This is a genomic window from Sphingomonas sp. (assembly GCF_031361285.1).
In the GTDB taxonomy this organism is placed as follows: domain Bacteria; phylum Pseudomonadota; class Alphaproteobacteria; order Sphingomonadales; family Sphingomonadaceae; genus Sphingomicrobium.
Genome location: NZ_JANMCO010000033.1, coordinates 13,303 through 32,552, shown reverse-complemented (window position 1 = coordinate 32,552; position 19,250 = coordinate 13,303). Strand labels below are relative to the sequence as shown.

At 64.4% G+C, this 19,250-nt stretch carries 23 protein-coding genes; 11 read left to right on the top strand and 12 right to left on the bottom strand.

Annotated features, from left to right (window positions below):
* Positions 1–19: 19 nt before the first annotated feature.
* A complete protein-coding gene (locus RMO25_RS03080) occupies positions 20–619 on the top strand; it encodes an SOS response-associated peptidase family protein (RefSeq protein WP_309661142.1) in 600 nt (199 codons plus the stop codon).
* 32 nt (positions 620–651) lie between these two features.
* On the top strand, positions 652–1,017 hold the full coding sequence (locus RMO25_RS03075; RefSeq protein ID WP_309661141.1) for a hypothetical protein: 366 nt from the start codon (positions 652–654) through the stop codon (positions 1,015–1,017).
* Here RMO25_RS03075 and rsmD read toward each other — a convergent pair.
* Together rsmD and RMO25_RS03065 are read right to left on the bottom strand one after the other, a co-directional pair.
* On the bottom strand, positions 974–1,534 hold the full coding sequence (gene rsmD, locus RMO25_RS03070) for a 16S rRNA (guanine(966)-N(2))-methyltransferase RsmD (protein ID WP_309661140.1): 561 nt from the start codon (positions 1,532–1,534) through the stop codon (positions 974–976). The genes RMO25_RS03075 and rsmD overlap by 44 nt on opposite strands.
* Entirely contained in the window at positions 1,531–2,280 is a 750-nt protein-coding gene (locus RMO25_RS03065) for a pseudouridine synthase (protein ID WP_309661139.1), read from the bottom strand. Before RMO25_RS03065 ends, rsmD begins: the two co-directional genes overlap by 4 nt.
* 80 nt (positions 2,281–2,360) lie before the next feature.
* Here RMO25_RS03065 and RMO25_RS03060 point away from each other — a divergent pair, with 80 nt between their 5' ends.
* On the top strand, positions 2,361–2,792 hold the full coding sequence (locus RMO25_RS03060; protein ID WP_309661158.1) for a response regulator: 432 nt from the start codon (positions 2,361–2,363) through the stop codon (positions 2,790–2,792).
* Positions 2,793–2,904: 112 nt separating this feature from the next.
* Positions 2,905–4,605 (top strand): AmpG family muropeptide MFS transporter, encoded by a 1,701-nt coding sequence (locus tag RMO25_RS03055; protein ID WP_309661138.1) that lies wholly within the window; start codon positions 2,905–2,907, stop codon positions 4,603–4,605.
* On the opposite strand, the gene RMO25_RS03050 is transcribed toward RMO25_RS03055, so the two are convergent.
* Genes RMO25_RS03050 through RMO25_RS03035 form a run of 4 tightly spaced genes read right to left on the bottom strand, consistent with a single transcriptional unit; the run spans position 4,602 to position 7,781 of the window.
* Positions 4,602–5,915, bottom strand: coding sequence for a folylpolyglutamate synthase/dihydrofolate synthase family protein (locus tag RMO25_RS03050; RefSeq protein ID WP_309661137.1), 1,314 nt, complete (start codon positions 5,913–5,915; stop codon positions 4,602–4,604). The two genes, RMO25_RS03055 and RMO25_RS03050, sit on opposite strands and share 4 nt — an antisense overlap.
* Entirely contained in the window at positions 5,915–6,769 is an 855-nt protein-coding gene (gene accD, locus RMO25_RS03045) for an acetyl-CoA carboxylase, carboxyltransferase subunit beta (protein ID WP_309661136.1), read from the bottom strand. The genes RMO25_RS03050 and accD overlap by 1 nt, the downstream gene beginning before the upstream one ends.
* A 59-nt stretch (positions 6,770–6,828) precedes the next feature.
* Positions 6,829–7,500 (bottom strand): orotidine-5'-phosphate decarboxylase, encoded by a 672-nt coding sequence (gene pyrF, locus RMO25_RS03040; protein WP_309661135.1) that lies wholly within the window; start codon positions 7,498–7,500, stop codon positions 6,829–6,831.
* A complete protein-coding gene (locus tag RMO25_RS03035; protein WP_309661134.1) occupies positions 7,497–7,781 on the bottom strand; it encodes a hypothetical protein in 285 nt (94 codons plus the stop codon). The genes pyrF and RMO25_RS03035 overlap by 4 nt, the downstream gene beginning before the upstream one ends.
* A 165-nt stretch (positions 7,782–7,946) precedes the next feature.
* Between RMO25_RS03035 and RMO25_RS03030 the strand changes: the two genes are divergently transcribed.
* From RMO25_RS03030 to RMO25_RS03015, 4 genes are all read left to right on the top strand, one after another.
* Positions 7,947–9,272, top strand: coding sequence for a serine hydrolase domain-containing protein (locus RMO25_RS03030; protein ID WP_309661133.1), 1,326 nt, complete (start codon positions 7,947–7,949; stop codon positions 9,270–9,272).
* A gap of 70 nt (positions 9,273–9,342) precedes the next feature.
* Complete coding sequence (locus RMO25_RS03025; RefSeq protein WP_309661132.1) at positions 9,343–9,858, top strand: hemerythrin domain-containing protein; 516 nt, start codon at positions 9,343–9,345, stop codon at positions 9,856–9,858.
* Between the two features lie 70 nt (positions 9,859–9,928).
* Positions 9,929–10,804 (top strand): MBL fold metallo-hydrolase, encoded by an 876-nt coding sequence (locus RMO25_RS03020; protein WP_309661131.1) that lies wholly within the window; start codon positions 9,929–9,931, stop codon positions 10,802–10,804.
* A 50-nt stretch (positions 10,805–10,854) separates the two neighbouring features.
* Positions 10,855–11,130: a PilZ domain-containing protein gene (locus RMO25_RS03015; protein ID WP_309661130.1), complete on the top strand. Its 276-nt coding sequence runs from the start codon at positions 10,855–10,857 to the stop codon at positions 11,128–11,130.
* A gap of 15 nt (positions 11,131–11,145) precedes the next feature.
* Here the strand turns inward: RMO25_RS03015 and RMO25_RS03010 are convergent, their stop codons facing one another.
* Together RMO25_RS03010 and RMO25_RS03005 are read right to left on the bottom strand one after the other, a co-directional pair.
* Positions 11,146–12,219, bottom strand: coding sequence for a histidine kinase dimerization/phosphoacceptor domain -containing protein (locus RMO25_RS03010; protein WP_309661129.1), 1,074 nt, complete (start codon positions 12,217–12,219; stop codon positions 11,146–11,148).
* A gap of 157 nt (positions 12,220–12,376) precedes the next feature.
* Positions 12,377–12,931, bottom strand: a complete 555-nt coding sequence (locus RMO25_RS03005; protein ID WP_309661128.1) for a L,D-transpeptidase family protein — start codon at positions 12,929–12,931, stop codon at positions 12,377–12,379.
* Between the two features lie 85 nt (positions 12,932–13,016).
* Here RMO25_RS03005 and RMO25_RS03000 point away from each other — a divergent pair, with 85 nt between their 5' ends.
* Positions 13,017–13,616, top strand: a complete 600-nt coding sequence (locus RMO25_RS03000) for a Pr6Pr family membrane protein (RefSeq protein WP_309661127.1) — start codon at positions 13,017–13,019, stop codon at positions 13,614–13,616.
* On the opposite strand, the gene RMO25_RS02995 is transcribed toward RMO25_RS03000, so the two are convergent.
* Together RMO25_RS02995 and RMO25_RS02990 are read right to left on the bottom strand one after the other, a co-directional pair.
* Positions 13,548–14,021, bottom strand: a complete 474-nt coding sequence (locus tag RMO25_RS02995; RefSeq protein WP_309661126.1) for a hypothetical protein — start codon at positions 14,019–14,021, stop codon at positions 13,548–13,550. The genes RMO25_RS03000 and RMO25_RS02995 overlap by 69 nt on opposite strands.
* Positions 14,022–14,053: 32 nt before the next feature.
* Positions 14,054–16,393, bottom strand: a complete 2,340-nt coding sequence (locus RMO25_RS02990) for a UvrD-helicase domain-containing protein (protein WP_309661125.1) — start codon at positions 16,391–16,393, stop codon at positions 14,054–14,056.
* 816 nt (positions 16,394–17,209) lie between these two features.
* Between RMO25_RS02990 and RMO25_RS02985 the strand changes: the two genes are divergently transcribed.
* Both RMO25_RS02985 and RMO25_RS02980 read left to right on the top strand, forming a co-directional pair.
* Positions 17,210–17,632 (top strand): hemerythrin domain-containing protein, encoded by a 423-nt coding sequence (locus RMO25_RS02985; protein ID WP_309661124.1) that lies wholly within the window; start codon positions 17,210–17,212, stop codon positions 17,630–17,632.
* Between the two features lie 65 nt (positions 17,633–17,697).
* Positions 17,698–18,096: a low affinity iron permease family protein gene (locus RMO25_RS02980; protein WP_309661123.1), complete on the top strand. Its 399-nt coding sequence runs from the start codon at positions 17,698–17,700 to the stop codon at positions 18,094–18,096.
* A gap of 13 nt (positions 18,097–18,109) precedes the next feature.
* On the opposite strand, the gene RMO25_RS02975 is transcribed toward RMO25_RS02980, so the two are convergent.
* A complete protein-coding gene (locus tag RMO25_RS02975) occupies positions 18,110–18,490 on the bottom strand; it encodes a cupredoxin domain-containing protein (RefSeq protein ID WP_309661122.1) in 381 nt (126 codons plus the stop codon).
* 160 nt (positions 18,491–18,650) lie between these two features.
* Positions 18,651–19,112, bottom strand: coding sequence for a PA2169 family four-helix-bundle protein (locus RMO25_RS02970; RefSeq protein ID WP_309661121.1), 462 nt, complete (start codon positions 19,110–19,112; stop codon positions 18,651–18,653).
* Positions 19,113–19,250: the final 138 nt, after the last annotated feature.

Genomic DNA, 19,250 nt, shown 5'->3' with positions numbered 1-19,250 from the left:
ACGTGTTAGGCGACGGCCCATGTGCAATCTCTACAGCATGACCGCGACCGTCGATGAGCTTCGGAGGCTGTTCGGCGCGTTTGATGGCGACACCAGCAACCTGCCGCCGTTCGACGAGATTTATCCGGGCCATCTGGCGCCGGTGCTGCGCCGAAAGGATGATGGCGGGCTGGCGCTGCAACGGATGCAATGGGGCTTTCCCGGGCCCGCCGCCGCGGGATCGCGGCCGGTGACCAATGTCCGCAATCTCGCCAGCCGGTTCTGGCGCAGCGCGCTCAACGATCCCAAGCGCCGCTGCATCGTTCCCGCAACCAGTTTTTGCGAATGGACCGCCGAGCCCGACCCCGCGACCAAGCGAAAGTCGAAAATGTGGTTCGGCATGGCCAAGGCGTATCCGCCGTTGTTCGCCTTTGCCGGACTGTGGCGGCCGGGGGACGACGGACCGTATATGGCGTTCCTGACCTGCGAAGCGAATGCGACGGTCGGCGCGGTGCATCCCAAGGCGATGCCGGTGATGCTGCGGCCAAGCGATGGCGGACGGTGGCTGGACAATGAGCGCGTCGATGCCTGCGCGCTTGCGCAGCCGTTCGCGGATACCGACATGCGGCGCATGAGTTAAGCCAGGCAAGACGAACAATCAGGAGGTATCCAATGGCCAAGAAAACGACTGCAAAGAAGGCCGCCGCAAAAAAGCAGAAGACAAAGGTCGCGGGGAGGAAGACGACGCGCAAGGCGTCCTCGCCGCGGCGCGCGCCCAAGGACACGGCGGTCGATGCGCTGCTGAAGCTGCTCGAAAGTCCGTTGGTCGCCGATTTGCTGGCGGTTGGCGCGACCGCCGCCTTGGCCGCGATTACGGAGAGCCGGCACAGCCGGCGGACCGGCGCCGACGCCAAGTCGAGCAAGACGGTCAAAGATGCTGCAAAGGCCGCTGCCGCAGCCATCGGGCGACGGCTGTCGAGCGAGTTCGACGAAATCAAGAAAGCGTCGAAAAAGGCTGGTTCGAGCGCAAAAGGGTAAGCCTGGCGCGGCCGGCGTCGCGGACGGTGTCGATGGTCCAGCTGCCCGGGTCGACGGTGTCAGTGCGCGCGGTTTCAACGGCCATCCAGCCGCGCGGCGCGAGCCACTGCGCGGCGGTGACCGCGGCGACGGTCAAAGTGCCTGATCCGGGCGCATAAGGCGGGTCGGCAAAGACCAGGTCGAACGGTTCGCATCTTGGCAGGGCCAGTGCCGAGCCGCCGAGGATTTGCACGCGATCGAGCGCCTCCAGTGCGGTCGCATTGGCCCGAATCGCGGCGGCGGCTTTGGTGTCATTTTCGACGAAGCAGCTGAAGCCCGCACCGCGCGACAGCGCTTCCAGGCCCAAAGCGCCGCTGCCGGCGAACAAGTCGGCCACGCGCAAATCCTCGAACGAGCCGAGGCGGCTGGCGAGCATCGAGAACAAAGTTTCACGCACCCGGTCGGCGGTCGGTCGGGTCGCCTGGCCGGGCGGCGATTCCAGCGTTCGCCCCCGCCATTGCCCGGCGATGATCCTCACTTGAGGCTGTTGCGGAACTGGGCCAGCTGGTTGCGGTCGACCTCATCGACGCCGCCCGGGTCGAGCCCGCGCAGGTCGAATGGGCCGTAACCGGTGCGGATCAGGCGCGACACTTGCAGGCCGAGATATTCGAGGACCCGCCGCACCTCGCAGTTCTTGCCCTCGGTCAGGCTCATTTGGATCCAGCAATTGCGTCCGGTCCGCCGTTCGAGATTGGCGTCGATCGAGCCATAGCGCATGCCCTCGATGGTGACGCCTTCGGCCAAATCTTCGAGCGCCGCCTGGCTGACGGTGCCGAACGCACGGGCGCGGTAGTGGCGGGTGACGCCGGTGCTGGGCAGTTCGAGCTGGCGCTTCAGCTCGCCGTCGTTGGTCAGCAGGAGCAGCCCTTCGGTCATGAAATCAAGGCGGCCGACCGGGATCAGTCGCGGCAGATCTTGCGGTAGGCGGTCATAGATCGTCGGGCGGCCCTTGGGGTCGCGGGCCGCGGTCAGCGTCGCTTGCGGCTTATAATAGCGGAACAGCCGCGGCGCCGACGGCGGGCGCACTGCTTTGCCGTCGACTGTCACGCCCGCGAGATCGGTCAACAAGGTGGCCGGTGTGGTCAGGACGGCGCCTTTGAGCGCAATGCGGCCCTCGGCAATCATCCGCTCGACATCGCGGCGCGACGCAACGCCGGCGCGGGCGAGCAGCTTGGCGATCCGCTGTGGTCCGGTCTCGCGCGGTTCGGGATTTTTCGATATCATTCGACCGGCGCCACGGCGGCGCGGCACGGTATCCGGTTTCGTTCGTTGCGGGGGCAAGATAATTCCTCGATAGGGTGACCATGCTGTTTGGCAAGCGCAACCGGATCGTCAAGCGGATCCTCATCGTCGAGGATGAGCCGCTGACGGCATTCGACAATGAAACCATGCTGGCTGACGCCGGCTACGAGATCGTCGCGACGGTCGACGATTTCGACGAAGCGATGAAAGTGCTCGAGACCAAGGTGGTCGATTTGATCCTCAGCGACGTCCGCCTGCGCAGCCAGCAAACCGGCATCCACCTTGCCCGGGCGGCGAAGGAGCGCGGCATCCCGACCCTGTTCGCCACCGGCCATCCCTATCCGGGCGCGGCGGAAATCGCAGTCGGTTGCTTGCTCAAGCCTTATTCCGATCGCCAATTGAAGGCCGCGATCGCGAGCATCGACCGGCATTTGTCGGGGGAAACGGTCAAGCCGCTCAAGGGGCTTGAGATCTACATCCGCGAGCCGGGCTGAGTTCCTTCGTCGACGGACGGTCGCTGCGCGTCGGCCAAGCAAACATCACAGGGCTAGGCAGGTCGTGAAACCAAGCTAAGCTGCCGCCGGGCAACAGCCGTGGAGGGCAACAGTGGCGGAAACGGTGGCGGTGAAACGTCCAAAGGGCTGGAAACTGCTGAAGACGGCGCTGGCGACCCAAAAAGCCTCGACCATGCTGGCGTTCGGCTTCTCGTCGGGCTTGCCGTACGCGCTTCTGATCGGGACGCTCAACGCGTGGCTGGGCGAGGCGGGCATCAATCTCGCCACCATTGGCGTGCTGTCGTGGATCGGCCTGTCGTACAGCTTCAAATTCCTGTGGTCGCCGCTGGTCGACCGCTTCCCCTTGCCGTTGCTCGACCGCCTCGGTCGCCGCAAAAGCTGGATCATCCTGTGCCAGACGGTGATGATCGCCGCCTTCGCCGGGCTCGCGGCAACCAATCCGGCGACGAATATCGGCACCTTCGCGATTTTCGCGGTAATCGCCGCGCTGGCTTCGGCGACCCAGGATGTCGCGGTCGACGCGTGGCGGATCGACGTCGCCGACGAGCAGACGCCGGTCGAGCTATTATCCGCAGTCTATCAATTCGGCTATCGCATCGCGAGCATCGTCGGCGGCGCGCTGGCGCTAGTGCTGGCGGCGCGGATGAGCTGGTCCTTGGTCTATCTGATCATGGCGGCGCTGATCGGCATCCTGATCCTGGTCACGTCGCGGGCGCCCGACACCGAACGGCCCAGCGCCGGTGTGCTACACGGGGCGCTGGCCGAGCCGGGCGCGCTCGAGCCCGGAGCGCGGTTGGTAGCGCTCGGGATCGTCGGCGTCAGCTGGGCGTGGGCCATTTTCAGCATTGCCCATTTCATGATCTCGATGCTGACCACGGCGCCGGGCGAAAAGCAGCCGTCGGTGGCCGATTTCACCAAACATTACGGGCCGTGGATTATCATCGCGACGGTGATCGTGCCGCTGATCGTGGCCGCGGTCACCAATTGGCTGCGCAGTCACCACCGTTACGTGCTGACCCAACAGGACACGCACCACACGCCGGTGCGGACCGCCGCCAATCATTTGTACGTGGCCCTGGTCTCGCCGTTGTCGGAGCTTGCCGGCAGGCTCGGCTGGGGCGTACTGATCGTCCTCGGGCTGATCCTCAGCTATACATTGTGCTACAATATCTGGTCGTCGTTCGCCTTCCCCTTCTACCTCGATTTCCTCCATTATTCGAAGGATGAAGTGGCGTTCGCGTCGAAGGTGTTCGGCATCTTCATGACCATGATCGGCATCAGCCTGGGCGGTTATCTGTTCCTCCGCATCGGCCGCATCCCGACCATCCTGATCGGCGCCATTCTGCCGGTGTTCGGCAATTTCGTTTACGCCGACTTGGCCGAGGGCGGGGGACGGATCGACATGGTTGGCCACCTGCTGTTTCTCGACCGGCTGGCGACCGCGCTTGGCTCTGACGAGCGGATGACCCGCCTGTTGCTCGCCATATCCTACGAGAATATCTCGACCGGCATCGCCGGCGCGGCGTTCGTTGCCTATCTGTCGGGCATCGTCAGCAAGAATTTCACCGCGGTGCAATATGCGTTGCTGTCGTCGCTGACCTTCCTGATCGGCTCGCTGGGCCGGGGCATCGCGGGCGAGGCGTTCGACACGTACGGTTATGCGACCGTGTTTCGCTGGACCGCGGCGGCCGGTGCCTTTGCCATCCTGTTCGTCCTTCTCGAAGGCATGCGCGTCGCCGCCGTCGGCCGCCGCGACCGCGCCGACGCCACAGCAAGCGTCGCGACTCCCTAGTCCGGCGTCTCGCCGTTGGCGGCGAGGGCCTGGCCGGCGAGGTAGAGCGAGCCGAAGATGAGGACGTCCTTGGCGGCGTCGGGATCTTTGGCGAGCCGCTCGACCGCTTGTTCAAGCGTGAAGGCCGGATAGCATTCGCGCGGGCCGACGCGGGCTTGGGCGACCATCGCGATATCGCGCGGATCGTGGTGGACGTGTCCAGCGATCGGTACGGTGTGCGCCTTGCGGATCAACGGGGCGACCGGGCCCAGCACGTCGGCGACGCGGCGGGTCGCGGTCAGTGCGAAGATCGCGTCGAACGGGGCGTAGGGTGCCATCGCCTTGGCGATAGCCTGGGCGGCATGGCGGTTGTGCCCGCCGTCGACCCACACGCGCCGGCCCGGCAGCGCGGCGGTGAGGGGTCCGTCACCCAAGAGTTGCAGCCGCCCGGCCCATCGCGCCGCGCGCATGCCGTGGGCCATCGCGTCGTCGGAAACCCTTACCTCAGACTGATGGCGCAGCATGGCGACGGCGAGCCCGGCGTTCCTCGCCTGATGGCGGCCAACGAGGCCCGGGACCGGCAAATCGAGCGCGCCCGTGGCGTCGCGATAGCGGAGCCGGTCGCCCACCATGCGCATGTCCCATGCCTGGCCGCGGGGGAGCCACGGCGCACCGGCGGCGTCGGCGAGCTCGCCGATCCGGCGGGCAATTCCGGCTGGATAGCGCTGGGTGACGAGCGGCACACCGAGCTTGGCGATACCCGCTTTTTCGCCGGCGATGTCGATCATCCGCCGGCCCAGGAAATGCTGGTGGTCGAGGGCGAGGTCGGCGATGCCGCACACTGCCGGCCGGGCGACGACATTGGTCGCGTCGAGCCGCCCGCCGAGCCCAACCTCGAGGATGCACGCGTCGGTTGGGGTGCGGGCGAAGGCGAGGAAGGCGACCGCCGTGGTGACTTCGAAGAAGCTGGCGTCGATGTCGCCGCTGGCGTCGAGCACCTCGGCCAGGAGGGCGGCAAGTGAATCATCGTCGATCAGCCGGCCGGCGACCCGGATGCGCTCGTTGAACCTGACGAGATGGGGGCTAGTGAACATGTGGACGCTGTGGCCCGCCGCTTCGAGCGCGGCGCGGAGAAAAGCGCAGGTCGAGCCCTTACCGTTGGTGCCGGCGACATGGAACATCGGCGGCAGCGCATCTTGTGGCCGGCCGAGCCGGTCGAGCAGGATCGCGATGCGCGCGAGGCCGAGGCGGTCGCCGCCGAGCGACAGCGCAGCCAGCCGGTCAAGCTGCGCTTGGACGGCGGGGTGCGTCGACGTCGCGAAATCGGCCATCAGGCCGCGGCCTTCTCCGGCGCGAGGTAGGCGATCAGCCGGGACAGCGTCTCGCGCAGCTGATTGCGCGCCACAACCATGTCGATGATGCCATGCTCAAGCAGATATTCGGCGCGCTGGAAGCCCTCGGGCAATTTCTCGCGGATGGTCTGTTCGATCACGCGCTGGCCGGCAAATCCGATCAACGCGCCGGGTTCGGCGATCTGGACGTCGCCGAGCATCGCGTAGGATGCCGTCACGCCGCCGGTGGTCGGATCAGTCAGAACGACGATGTAGGGCAGGCCGGCCTCGCGCAATTCGGCCACCGCGACGATCGTCCGCGGCAGCTGCATCAGCGACAAAGCCGCTTCCTGCATCCGGGCGCCGCCCGAGGCGGTGAAGATGATGTAGGGGCAGTGGTCGGCGATCGCGGTGCGTACGCCGACCAGGAAAGCCGCCCCGACGGCAATGCCCATCGACCCGCCCATGAAGGCGAAATCCTGGACGCCGACGACCACCTTATTGCCATCGATCTTGCCGCGCGCATTCAACAGTGCATCGCTCTCGCCGGTCTTGGCCCGGGCTTCCTTGAGCTTTTCGGTATAGCGCTCCTTGGCCTTGAAGCGCAGCGGGTCCTCGCGGACCGCGGGTGTCGGCAGCAGCTCATATTTGGCGCGGTCGAACAATTGGTCGAACCGGGCGGCGGGCCCGATCCGATCGTGATATTCACAGCGCGGGCAGACGCGGAGGTTGTCCTCCCATTCCTTCAGGAAGACCATCGTCCCGCACTTGACGCATTTGTGCCAGAGATTGTCGGTCGTCTGCCGCTTGGGCAGGAAGGGAATGCCCTTTTTGACCCGGCTTAACCAGCTCATTCAAATCCTCGTTCGTTGGTCGCGTTCCGCTAGGCGCAAGGGCGGCTTCTTGTCTACCTTCAGAGCGTCGCGGCGATGCTCCGGACCGCCGCCGACGGATCGTCCGCTTCGGTAATCGGGCGGCCGATGACCAGCACCGAAGCGCCGGCGTCGATCGCCGCGCGGGGCGTGACGATGCGCTTCTGGTCGGCCGCGCCGCCGCCGGGCGGCCGAACCCCCGGCACGACGAAGAAACCGTCGGGCCACGCCTTGCGCGCCGCGCCGACTTCCTCCCCCGAGCAGACGATGCCGTCGAGGCCGGCGCTTTGCGCGAGCGCCGCCAGGCGCGTGACCTGGTCGGCCGGGCTGCCCTTGACGCCCGCCGCGGCGAGATCCTTTTCGTCGAGGCTGGTCAGGACGGTGACCGCGACGACTTTGGTCTTGAGAGACGCCGCGGCCTTGGCATTTTCGAGCATCGCCAGGCCGCCGGCGGCGTGGACGGTGAGGATCGCCGGTTCGAGCGGGGCCAGCGCGCGCACCGCTTTGGCGACCGTGTTGGGAATGTCGTGCAGCTTCAAATCGAGGAAGATCGGCAGGCCGAACTCGCCAAGCTCAGCTACGCCGGCGGGGCCATTGGCAGCGAAGAATTCGAGACCAAGTTTGAGCCCGCCGGCGACGCTGCGGACGGCGCGCGCGATGTCGCGGGCCCGCGCCAAATCGGGCGTGTCGATGGCGACGAAAATCGGGCTCATAGGGTCGAGGCTGCCTCGTCCGCTGGCGTGGGCTGCGCGGCGAGCGCCTGGTGCCGCTGCTCGACTTCCAGGCGCCGTTTCAGGCTCCACAACCGCGTCCGGTGCACCAGGAAGACCGGCAGGAAGCCGAGCAGGAACACCACCAGCATCAGGACCGGCAGCTTGATATCGACCTGGATGTCGCCCCACAGATTAAGCGTGGCGTCGGACCAGTTGCGACTGGCGAACAGGACGAGGATCACGGCAAGAAGCACCCAAAACAGGGTCTTCAAAAATTGCATCGGCATGGCTCCCGTCGCGCGCCTTTAAGCGAGACCGGCAGCGAAGGCCAGCCGGAGCGGCATTCGTCGCGCCAGGGAATCGTCTCGTCGCAGCGAGCCGAGCGCGCCGTTGAGCGGGACCAGTGCACCGGCCACACGAGGCGCGGGGGTCGGGAGAGCGCGCGCTTGGAGAGGCAGTATAGGATCGGTCTCGGCGCTTTGGCCCTGGTCATCGGGGCGGCGTTGCTGACCATGCGCCCGCAACCGGCGACGCAGGGCGATCGCGCCTCCCCGTCACGGGCGCATTTGCAGCTCGCCGCTTTGTCGACATCCTCCCGGCGCGACATCGATTATGTGGCGCTCGATGCGCGGCTGAAACGGCTGGCGCAGCAGCGGCCGGTGGTCGGACTGGCGGTCGGAATTGTCGAGAATGGCCGCATTACTTTTTTGAACGGCTATGGCGAGACGCTGGCCGGGTCGGGCGAGCTAGTGACGCCGGACACGGTGTTCCGTTGGGCCTCGGTGTCCAAGGGACTGGCGGCGACGATGATCGCCAAGCTCGACGAACAGGGCAAGCTGAGCTTTAACTCGCCGCTGATCCAATATGCCGCGAGCATGAAGCTGCCGGGCGGCGCCGAGGCGACGGCGACGATCGGCGACATGCTGAGCCATCGGCTGGGCCTGTATCGCAATGCCTATGACAACAAGTTGGAAGAAGGGCAGGACACGCACCTGTTGCGCAGTTCGCTGGCCCAGCTGAGCGCCATCTGCCCGCCCGGGACCTGCTGGAGCTACCAGAACGTCGCCTATGACGGGGCGTCGGAGATCGTCGAGCACGTGACCCATAAGAGCTATCCGCAAGCCGTTCGGGACATGCTGTTCAACCCGATCGGCATGACCAGCGCCAGCGTCACTCGGGACGGGCTGGAGAGCGCCAAAAGCTGGGCCCGGCCGCACGATGGCGGCCGCCGACCCTTGAAGGTGCTGGACGCATATTATCGCGTCCCGGCGGCTGGCGGCATCAACAGCAATATCAAGGATATGGCGCTGTGGCTGGAAGCGCAGATGGGCGAAATGCCGGACGTACTTTCGCCGCATTTGTTGCAGACCATTCACGCCTCGTTGGTCAAGACGCCCGGCGAGCGCCAGCGCTTGCGCAAATTTCTCGAGCGGTTGGGCGAGGCCGATTACGGCTATGGCTGGCGCAGCTATGACTATGCCGGCCACCGGATCGTCGGCCATCGCGGCGGAGTCAGCGGTTATCGGTCGCTGATCCTGTTCGACCCGCAACGCAAAAGCGGCGTCGTGGCACTGTGGAACAGCAACACCAACCAGCCCGCGGGACTCGAGTTCGAAGTCATGGACATGCTCTATCACTTGCCGTTCCGCGACTGGCTGGAACTGGACCATGGCCGGGCCGGGCCGATTGCCGAGCCTGACGATCCGGAACAGGGTGACCATAGCGCGTCGATCGTTGCGGACTCGGCCAGGCTCGCGACTGCGCGCAGCTAATTTTATCCGGCGAAATTAGGAACATGTCGCTGTGCGGCGGGTTGCGCTGGGACACTACAGGAGTCCCCACATGTCAGATGTAAAACAACCCGATGCGATCGCTTTGCTCAAGCAGGATCACCGCACGGTCGCGGACTTATTTGCCGAATTCGAGACAGCGAGCGGCGACGACCGCAAGCAGAAATTGGCGCAGAAAATCTGCCTTGAACTGACGGTCCACGCAACTATCGAGGAAGAGATTTTCTACCCGGCTTGCGGGGGCAAGGTCGACGAGGATTTGCTCAAGGAAGCCTATGTCGAGCACGACGGCGCCAAGGTACTGATCGCCGAAATCGAGGCCAGCAGCGAGAGTGACGACGATTTCTTCGATGCCAAGGTCAAGGTGCTCAAGGAGCAAATCGAGCATCACGTCGAGGAAGAAGAAAAGCGGATGGAGGGCGTGTTCAGCCAAGCACGGCACGCCGGGATCGACATGGACGCGCTCGGTACCCAGATGGCGAAGCGCAAGGCCGAGCTAGTCGCGTCGTACAAAGCGGGCGGCGCTCCCAAGCCGGAGCTGACGACCATGACCGAGGTTCAAATCTGAGCCTAACCTAAAAGGCTTGCCGCGCCGCCCACGGAGAGTCATCCTACTGGCCTCAAAGGGGAGCGGCGACATGGCGGCGGGACCGCAAATTACGGCTTTTTTCGACGAGCCGACCAACACCGTGTCCTATCTTGTGTGGGACCCGGAGACGCGTGCCGCCGCGGTCATTGACCCGGTGCTCGATTATGATCCCGCCAGCGGCGCCGTAAGCACCAAGTCGGCCGAGCGAATCCTGGCCGCGGCGGACGCGCAGGGGTTGTTGATTACGTTCGTGCTCGAGACACACCCGCATGCCGACCATCTGACGGCGGCCCCGGTGTTCAAGGCGCGGACCGGTGCCAAGGTGGGCATCGGCGCTGGCGTCCGCGAGGTGCAGACAGCCTTCGGACCGATGTTCGCGGCCGATGATGTGAAGGACGATGGCGGCGATTTCGACTTGCTGCTCGAAGACGGGCAGCGGCTCCCGCTGGGCAGCCTGACGATTGAAGTGATCGCCACGCCCGGCCACACGCCGGCCTGCGTCAGCTACAAAATCGGTGACGCGGTGTTTGTCGGCGACACCTTGTTCATGCCCGATTACGGCACCGCTCGCTGCGATTTTCCCGGCGGCAACGCACAACAGCTTTACGGTTCGATCCAGCGCATTCTGTCGCTGCCGCCGGAAACGCGGCTGTTCATGTGCCACGATTACAAGGCGCCGGGCCGCGACGAATTTGCGTGGGAGACCAATGTTGCCGAACAGCGGGTCCACAATGTCCACATTGGTGGGGGCGTCACTGAGGACGCGTATACGGCGATGCGCCAGGCGCGGGACGCGAAGCTGGCCATGCCCAAGCTCCTTCTATCAGCGATCCAGGTCAACATTCGTGCCGGCGGTTTCCCACCGGCCGACGCCAACGGAATCCATTATCTCAAGATCCCGCTGACGATGACGCAGGGCGGCTAAGTCTCTCGCTGCTAACCATTTCGCAATCCTGCAAGGGTATGACGTGCAATGTGAGCCGGATTCCTGGACATATCTCGCGGATGCCCCGCGTCAGCGTCGCTCATGACGCGATGCTGGTCATGGCCGACGGTTCCGAGCATCCGGTGGTCATCACCGACGTGTCGTCGGGCGGATTTCACCTCAGCACCGAGGACACCATTCCGATCGGATCGCACGTCTTCCTGAGGGTCGCCCGCTATGGCGACTTTCCGGCCCAAATCCGCTGGGCGCTCGGCTCCGAGGCCGGCGGCGTATTCCTAGAGCCGGTCGAGCTGCCACAGGACTAGTCGCCCGCGCTTCCTTCAGGCGGCCTGAGACAATTTAGAAACGAAGGTCGCCCGGCTGATCTCGACGGTGAGGCCCTTGGTTGACGACACCTCCGAAATTTGCGCTTCAAGTTGCTTGGCAAGGGCGGTGATCAGCGCCGTGCCGAGGCCTCTCGAGGATTTAACGGACTCAATCTGACGCCTACCAGTGCCGTTGTCGGACACCGTGAGTTTCCAGTTGGATTGATCCGTCTCGAACGTCACGCGAATGCGCGGGGACTTCCGATCTCCTGGGAAGGCATATTTGATCGCGTTGATCACGAGCTCGGTGACGATCAAGCCAAGGCTCACGGCCTCGCTGGTCGAAAGCGTCCCATCGTCCGCGACGACGGCGATCTTGATGTTCTGTTTGGGGCTGATCATCGATGAAGCGAGTCCGGCGCCCAATTTGGTCAGATAAGCGCCCACGTCGATGTGCTCGATCCCTTCGACTTCGTGCAGGTGGCTCTGCACCGCGGCGACCGACATCACTCGCTGGTGCGCGTCGCGCAGCTCGTTCTTGGTCTCTTCGGACGCGACCGATCCGGCTTTGAGCAACAGGATGCTGGCGATGATCTGCAGGCTATTGGCGATCCGGTGCCGCATCTCGCGCAGCAAGGTCTTCTGCTGCTCGAGCAGCTCCTCGCTATGCTCGAGCAGCCGTTCCTTCTCCTGCTCAATCAGGCGGCGATCAGTGATGTCCCTGATCGACACCAGCACCATCCGGCTGGAATCGCTCGGGTCGTGGATCGGATGCGCATTGAGCTGAACCGTGCGCTTGCCGAGGTGCTGGAAGTTCTGCTCGAACTCGAAGCCTTCGACCGACGTTTGCTGGGGAACCACAGCCTCGAGCAACTTGCGCAGGCCGGGGATGTCCCAGTGGCCATTGCCAATCTCGAACAGCGAGCGGCCGTGGGATTGCTCGGGGTCTTCCATGAACACCGCGTAGAAGCACCGGCTGGCGGCCAACACGTGGAGCTTGTCGTCGAGCACGAGGAACGGTTCGGGAAGCGTATCGGCGATCGCCAGAGCGAGCGTCTGCGCCTCGGCCAGGCTTTGAAACTCTCTCATGAATGTGCCCCAAGCGGCGGGAGCAATGCACGTCTCTCAGCCACCGGCGCGCCAAGCGATGCCAGTGATGGAAATCATATACATCATTACGGACCCAAGCCCCAGCGCTTTCTAATCCATGTTAAGCGCCTTGTTCCCGCGTTTTGGGAAACGTGGGTTAGGTTCCGATGAACACCGGAGTGCCGACCTCCGTCACGCTGTACAGCTTTGCAGCGAACTTCGCGGGCAGGCGGACGCAGCCGTGCGACGCCGGCGTGCCGGGGTTGAACCCGGCGTGAAGCGCAACTCCGTACTGATCGAGGCGCTGCATGAACGGCATTGGCGCATTGTCGTACTTAACGCTGCGATACATCGGTTGCTTTTCAAGGATCGGGAAAATGCCGGTCGGGGTCGGCTTGTCGTCCCTGCCGCTCGATATGGTCGAAACAGCCACCAGTGTGTCGCCGCGATAAAGGAAGGCGAGCTGGTCCGACAGGCTGATAACCACCCGCTCCGCTCCGGCATCGGCGGAAACGTCGCGCCACAGATATTGGCCGGGCTTCAATTGCTTGTCGCCGAACGCGTCCGACATGTCGGATAAAGCCATCGCCGCGGCTTCGCTGGCCGCCGCTTTGGCGTCGGGGGTTTCATAGGCTCCGGCCGCCGGTGCAACCGGAATAGAGAGGGCACAGACGCTCGACAAAGCGAGCGCTAACGCTAGCCGTTTTTTCATTGTTCAGCTCGTTTATTTAGGTGACTTTCGCGGGTTAAATGCCTGCGGGCCGAGTCGGGTTCCGAGGCTGCTGATTGGGGGACGGATGCGCATCAGGGGTATCGCTGCATTTATTGCCTTGTTCGGCTGGGCAGCACTGGTGCTGCAGTTGGCGCTGATCATCGGCAATCTCGGGCCGGCGCTCGGGTTGTGGCGGTACTTCGGCTTCTTCACCGTCCTGATCAACATCGGCGCCGCGGCGGTAGCGACGGCAATGGCGCTGGGCAGTCGCGGCCCGCTGGCGGGCGCGAGGGCGCGGCTGATGGCGGCGACGTCAATTGCGCTGGTCGGTATCACCTATTCGCTGGCCTTGCGGGCGCTATGGCATCCGACCGGGTTGCAGAAAGTCGCGGACATGGCACTGCACGATGCCATGCCATTGCTGTTCATTACCTTGTGGGCGGTGGCGCCGCATCCTCGGCTCAAATGGCGGGAGGTCGGCTGGGCGTTGTTGCCCCCGGCACTTTATGCCGCTTACGCCCTCGCCCGCGGCGCCATCGACGGCTGGTACGCTTATTGGTTCCTCAACCCAGCCGAGCAAAGCGCGGGGGCGCTGATTGCCAGTGTTGCGGTGTTGCTATGCGCGGTCGCGATTATCGCGGCGGCGCTTATCGTGGTCGATCGGTGGCTGGGTCGAAAGGAGTAGCCGGGCGCGGGCGCGCTCCTTGGGGCGGCCGAAGCTAGTCAGCATCTGCGTCAGCTCGTCGGCGGACGGCACGAACAGGGTGCGCGCGCCGATCGCCACCGGCTCACGGGTTTGCGGCGCGACTCGCGACCAGCCGTCGGGGCCGGCTAAGTCGAAATCGCCGAATAATTCGACGGACAGCGGCGGGCCATCCCAGGCCCCGAAGACCGCCGAGCGGAACAGGTCCGTCGCCTGGCCGGCGGCCGGCTGGACTCCGACCCGCAGCAACGTCGCCCGCGCGTCGCGGCCGCTCATCAGCAGGTCGACGTCGCGGACATCGTCGACCAGGGCGCCGTGCAATGCCACCGCCGCGCTTGGGATGATCCGCCACGGGTCGGCCGCCGGAATGCAGAGGTCGGCGACCACGACGAGGGTTTGCTCCAGCCCGTCGGGAATCGTTACGCGTCGGTGCTGACGAAGCTGTCGAGGACTCTTTTGCGGCCGGCGTGCTCGAAGTCGATTTCGAGTTTATTGCCTTCGATGGCGGCGATCACTCCGTAGCCGAACTTGCCGTGGAACACGCGCTGGCCAAGAGCGAGGTCGTCGCGGCCCTTGTTGCCGAGGGATACGGCGCTTGCGCGGACTTCGATCGGTTCTCTGGCGTAGGGGGTTCGGCCCCTCACTTTCCGATACCCGCTTTCGCTGGCGCGACGGGTCGCTCCTTCTCCGTCGAGGGGAGAGGGGCTTAGAGCGCGTTGCCAGCCTGGACCCCGGCGCTCGGCTCTCGCGACATGGGCGAAGGGGTCGGCGTGCTCGCTCCACTGCGCGCGCCACAAGCTTTCGCCGCCGGTCATGGTGGTCTCTTCCTCGCTATGCTCTTTGGGGAGTTCGGCGAGGAAGCGGCTGGGGAGTGAGCTGGTCCACTGGCCGTAAATGCGGCGGTTCGCGGCGTGGAGGATGGTCGCGCGGCGCCGCGCGCGCGTGATGGCCACGTAAGCGAGGCGGCGCTCTTCCTCGAGGCTGGCGAGGCCGCCTTCGTCCATCGCCCGCTGCGACGGGAACACGCCTTCTTCCCAGCCGGGAAGGAAGACGCGGTCGAATTCGAGCCCTTTTGCCGCGTGGATGGTCATGATCGTGACCTTTTCGCCGTCGCGCGCGGCATCATTGTCCATGACCAGGCTGACATGTTCGAGGAAGGCGCCGAGATTGTCATATTCCTCCATGGCACGCGCGAGCTCGGTGAGGTTTTCGAGCCGGCCGGCGCTTTCGGCGCTGCGGTCGGCCTGCAACATCGCGCTGTATCCGCTTTCGTCGAGCAGGATGCGGGCGAGTTCGGGGTGGGACAGCTTGGTTGCCTGATCGCGCCAGCGAAAGATGTCGGCGACGAAGCGGCCGAGGCTGCGGTGCGCCTGGGGAGTCAATTCGTCGCTGTCGAGCATGGCCGCGGCGGCTAGGAGCAGTGGCTGACCGGTGGCGCGGGCATGGCTGTGGATGCGCGCGACCGCTTTGTCGCCGAGACCGCGCTTGGGGACGTTGATGATTCGCTCGAACGCCAGATCGTCGGCCGGCTGGGCAACCAGGCGGAGGTAGGCAAGCGCGTCGCGGATCTCGGCCCGCTCGTAGAAGCGGAAGCCGCCGATGATCTGGTAGGCGAGACCGATGGCGATGAAGCGTTCCTCGAACTCGCGGGTTTGGAACTGGGCCCGGACGAGGATCGCGGCGTCGTCGAGGCTACCGCCCGAGCGCTGGTGGTTCTCGATTTCCTCGCCGACCCGGCGGGCTTCCTCGGGGCCGTCCCAGACGCCGATGACCTTGACCGGTTCGCCGTCGCCAACGTCGGTCCACAAGGTCTTGCCGAGCCGGCCGCTGTTGTGGGCGATAAGTCCCGCGGCGGCGCCGAGGATGTGGCTGGTCGAGCGGTAGTTCTGTTCGAGCCGGATGACCGCCGCTCCAGGGAAATCGCGATCGAAGCGCAGGATGTTGGCGACCTCGGCCCCGCGCCATGAGTAGATCGACTGGTCGTCGTCGCCGACACAGCACAAATTGCGCCGCGGTTCGGCGAGCAGTTTCAGCCACTCGTACTGGCCCTGGTTGGTGTCCTGATATTCGTCGACGAGGATATATTTGAAGCGTTCCCGATAGGCGGCGAGGACGTCCTCGTGGCGGCGGAAAATGACCAGCATGTGGAGTAACAGGTCGCCGAAGTCGCAGGCGTTCAGAGCCTTCAGGCGGTCCTGGTAAGCGGCGTAAAGCTCGACGCCGCGGCCGTTGGCGAAGATTTCGGACTCGCCGGCTTCGACTTGGGTCGGAGTCCAGCCGCGGTTTTTCCAGCGGTCAATGAGGCTGGCGAGCTGCCGCGCCGGCCAGCGCTTTTCGTCGAGATTGGCGGCGAGGATCTGCTGCTTGATGACGCGCAGCTGGTCGTCGGTGTCGAGGATAGTGAAATTGGCCTTCAAGCCGACCAGCTCGGCGTGGCTGCGGAGCATGCGCGCGGCAACCGAGTGGAAAGTGCCGAGCCAGGGCATGCCGTCGATCGCACCGCCGCTGACCGATGAGACGCGCTCGCGCATCGCCCGCGCCGCTTTATTGGTGAAGGTGACGGCGAGGATCTGGCTTGGCCAGGCGCGGCGGGTGGCGATCAAATGGGCAAGGCGCGCGGTCAGCGCCGCCGTCTTGCCGGTGCCGGCCCCGGCCAGCACCAACACCGGGCCTTCGGTGGTTAGCACTGCTTCACGCTGCGGCGGGTTCAGGCCAGCGAGATAGGCAGGATCAGACGTGGCAGGGGAGCTTTCGGGCACAATGTCGAGGTAGGGGCGGGCACCGATTCAGGCAATGGCGAGGGTCGAATCGGCGGATCACGATTCGTTCCGGCGGTTGTTACCGATATCCCCGTTATCCACAGGCCTGGACCCACATTTTTAGCTTTGCGCGACTCGTGGCGAGGTGCATTGTCATCAGGTGATCGGGACGGCGGTCGCAGCCTCGCTAGACGGTCTTCGGGCAAGACGGTGCGGCAGTGACCAAAGAACCGATCTCTGCCGGCAGGCAGTGGAAAGTCCCTTCGGGGACAATTCGTGGCCAGCTGGGAAGAGGCGCCGGAAGAGATGATCTTCCTTTTGCGCGACGCGGTTTCAGTTGTTCTTCGGGACGGCAGGAGCAAAGCGGGACGTAGAAGTGATCATCCCAAGAAGGGCCGTGGAACATCGGAGTTGCTTCGTCTTCGGGCGATGCATGAGCGGACCCAGGAAGAACTTTCTTCGGGAAGGGAAACTTGAGAAAGCGAGGCTCTCACGAGCCGCTGCGGTGGAAAGCGACGCCTGAGCTGGTGAGTCAGGATCGAGAGACAGTGAAGCTTCGGCGGAACTGAAACGAGAACACCGACATATCCGTGCTCGGCGCAGTGGGGGCTGGCAGCAATGCCGGCCCCCATTTCTGTTTGGGGCTGTTTTTACCGGCGCGATCCTGTTGCGGCACCTGCTGCGGCTGTAATTGCGAGACCGGGGCAAGCTAGATCTTGGCCCTGGCGGAGACAGACTGCACCACTTTGGCGGCCAGCTTAACGTGCCATCAGCCGCCCCCTCTCAATGGTCCGGACTTCCCGTCGAAGGACCAAAATGACCAATTTAAGTAAGCTGCGCCGCGACCACGCCGGAATCCTGACGATCCTCGCCAAGTTCAGGCATCTGATTGCCAAGGCCAGTCCGCCGCCACGGCTCCATTTGTTTGCCTTGCGCCACGAACTTTCGTCGCTACTCGTCGGTCATCTCAAGGCCGAAGACTGGGTGCTTTATCCCCGCCTGCTGGCCGATACCGATGTGACGATCGCGGCCACGGCCCATGCCTTCTGCGACGAAATGGGCGGGCTGGCCGCAGCCTACACCCAGCATTGCAAGCAATGGACAGCGGAGTCGATCGCGGCCGACTGGCGCGGCTACTGTCGAGAAAGCGAGGCGTTGATCGATGCCCTGGCCAATCGCATCCTGCGCGAGAATCGCGAGCTCTATCCGTTGGTCGAACGGCTCAACCGGGCGGCCTGACCGCGCTCGATCGCTTGCCTCTCCTCCCGACTCCTCGCAATGGCGCGATCGAGGAGACCAAAGGCATGAATTATTTCTTCGAACAGATCGCCAGCAAGGTATCGAGCGCGACCGGCCGTCCGATCGCTTTCATCCTGGCGATGACGACCATAATCGTGTGGGGTCTTTCTGGACCGATTTTCCAATGGTCGGACACGTGGCAGCTGGTGATTAATACCGGCACGACGATCGTCACTTTCCTGATGGTGTTCCTGATCCAGAATGCCCAGAACCGCGACGGCTGCGCGATCCAGGCCAAGCTCGACGAGCTGATCCGCGCCGTCGGCCACGCGCGCAACGAATTCATCGGCATCGAGCATTTGAGCGAGAAGGAACTGAACGGGATCCGCCAGACGCTCGAAAAGGCTGGCGGCGACGACGCCGTCCGCCACGCCGCTATCCTGCGCATGCTCGAGCGGCGCTAGCTTTCGGTCCGGGCTACTGAACCAGGATCGTCGTGTGCATCCCAAGCATGTTGTGGAAGGCATGGCTGCAGCGAACATTGTAGCGGCCCGCCGCCGGGATCAGCGTCACGTTCGCGGTCTGCCCGGGACGAAGCTCGATCTCGCCACCTTCGACGCTACCGGCTAGGATGCGCGCGGAACGGAAGAACAGTTTGGCGGTGAAGTCGTGGCCCTTGCCGGCGCGATTGACGAACTGGAGCGTTACCGGAATTCCGGCATGAAGCACGATCGGAGCCGGTGAAAACGAATAGCTGGCGAGATTGATGACTTGCACCGGCGCCGCCGGCTGCGCCTGCGCGGAGCCAAGCGAAAGCGTCGCAAGCGCGGCCGTCGCCAAAACTCGAATTACGAACATAGGTTCAACTCCTGCCCGAGCCGGACGCCCCGTCCGGCTGGTTACCCTGCCGCATCGACGATAGCAGAAGATATGAGGAGCGTAATGCCTTGTGTCGTCAAACCCGCACGCCACCCCTCTCCCGCAGCACTTTGTGCGAGAGAGGGAGCGGCCGGAGAGGCTAGGCTTCGAGCTTGTGTTTGAGCGCGCTGACCTGGTCGTGGCCCGAGCGCACCGACTGATTGGCGCGCTCGACCGCGGCCCGGACTTCGCTCGACAAATAGCCGCTCTTGAGTGCGGTTTCGAACTTCTCCTTGAGATAATCTTCACCGCGCTCAACCTCGTCGACGATCGCTTTCTCGTCGCGCCCGGCTATCGCAGCCTTCAGGTCGAGAAACCGCTGATGAACTTTGCCCAGAAACGTGCCGCCATCCTCCGGGTCGCCGCCGAGACGGCGGACTTCGGTGCGAAGGTCGTCGACGACGCCGCGGCGTTCTTCGGCTCGCTTGCGGAACAGTTGCTGCAAGTCGTTGTGGCCTTCGATGTTGGCAGCCGCGTCCTCGTAACCGGTGATACTATCGGCCAGCGTGGCGATCAGTGTGTTGACGGTGGTAATCTGGGCGGAATGCATGTGGTCAGTCATCGATTATTGCTCCGGCTTTTAAATTTCCCCTGTCGGTGCACCAACGCTCAAGGTTTCAAGGGGATGCGCGTCAGGACTGCATTTGAGGTGACCAGCGCTTTCAGGCCGTCGAGCGGAAGCGCTATGCTGAGATCGGTC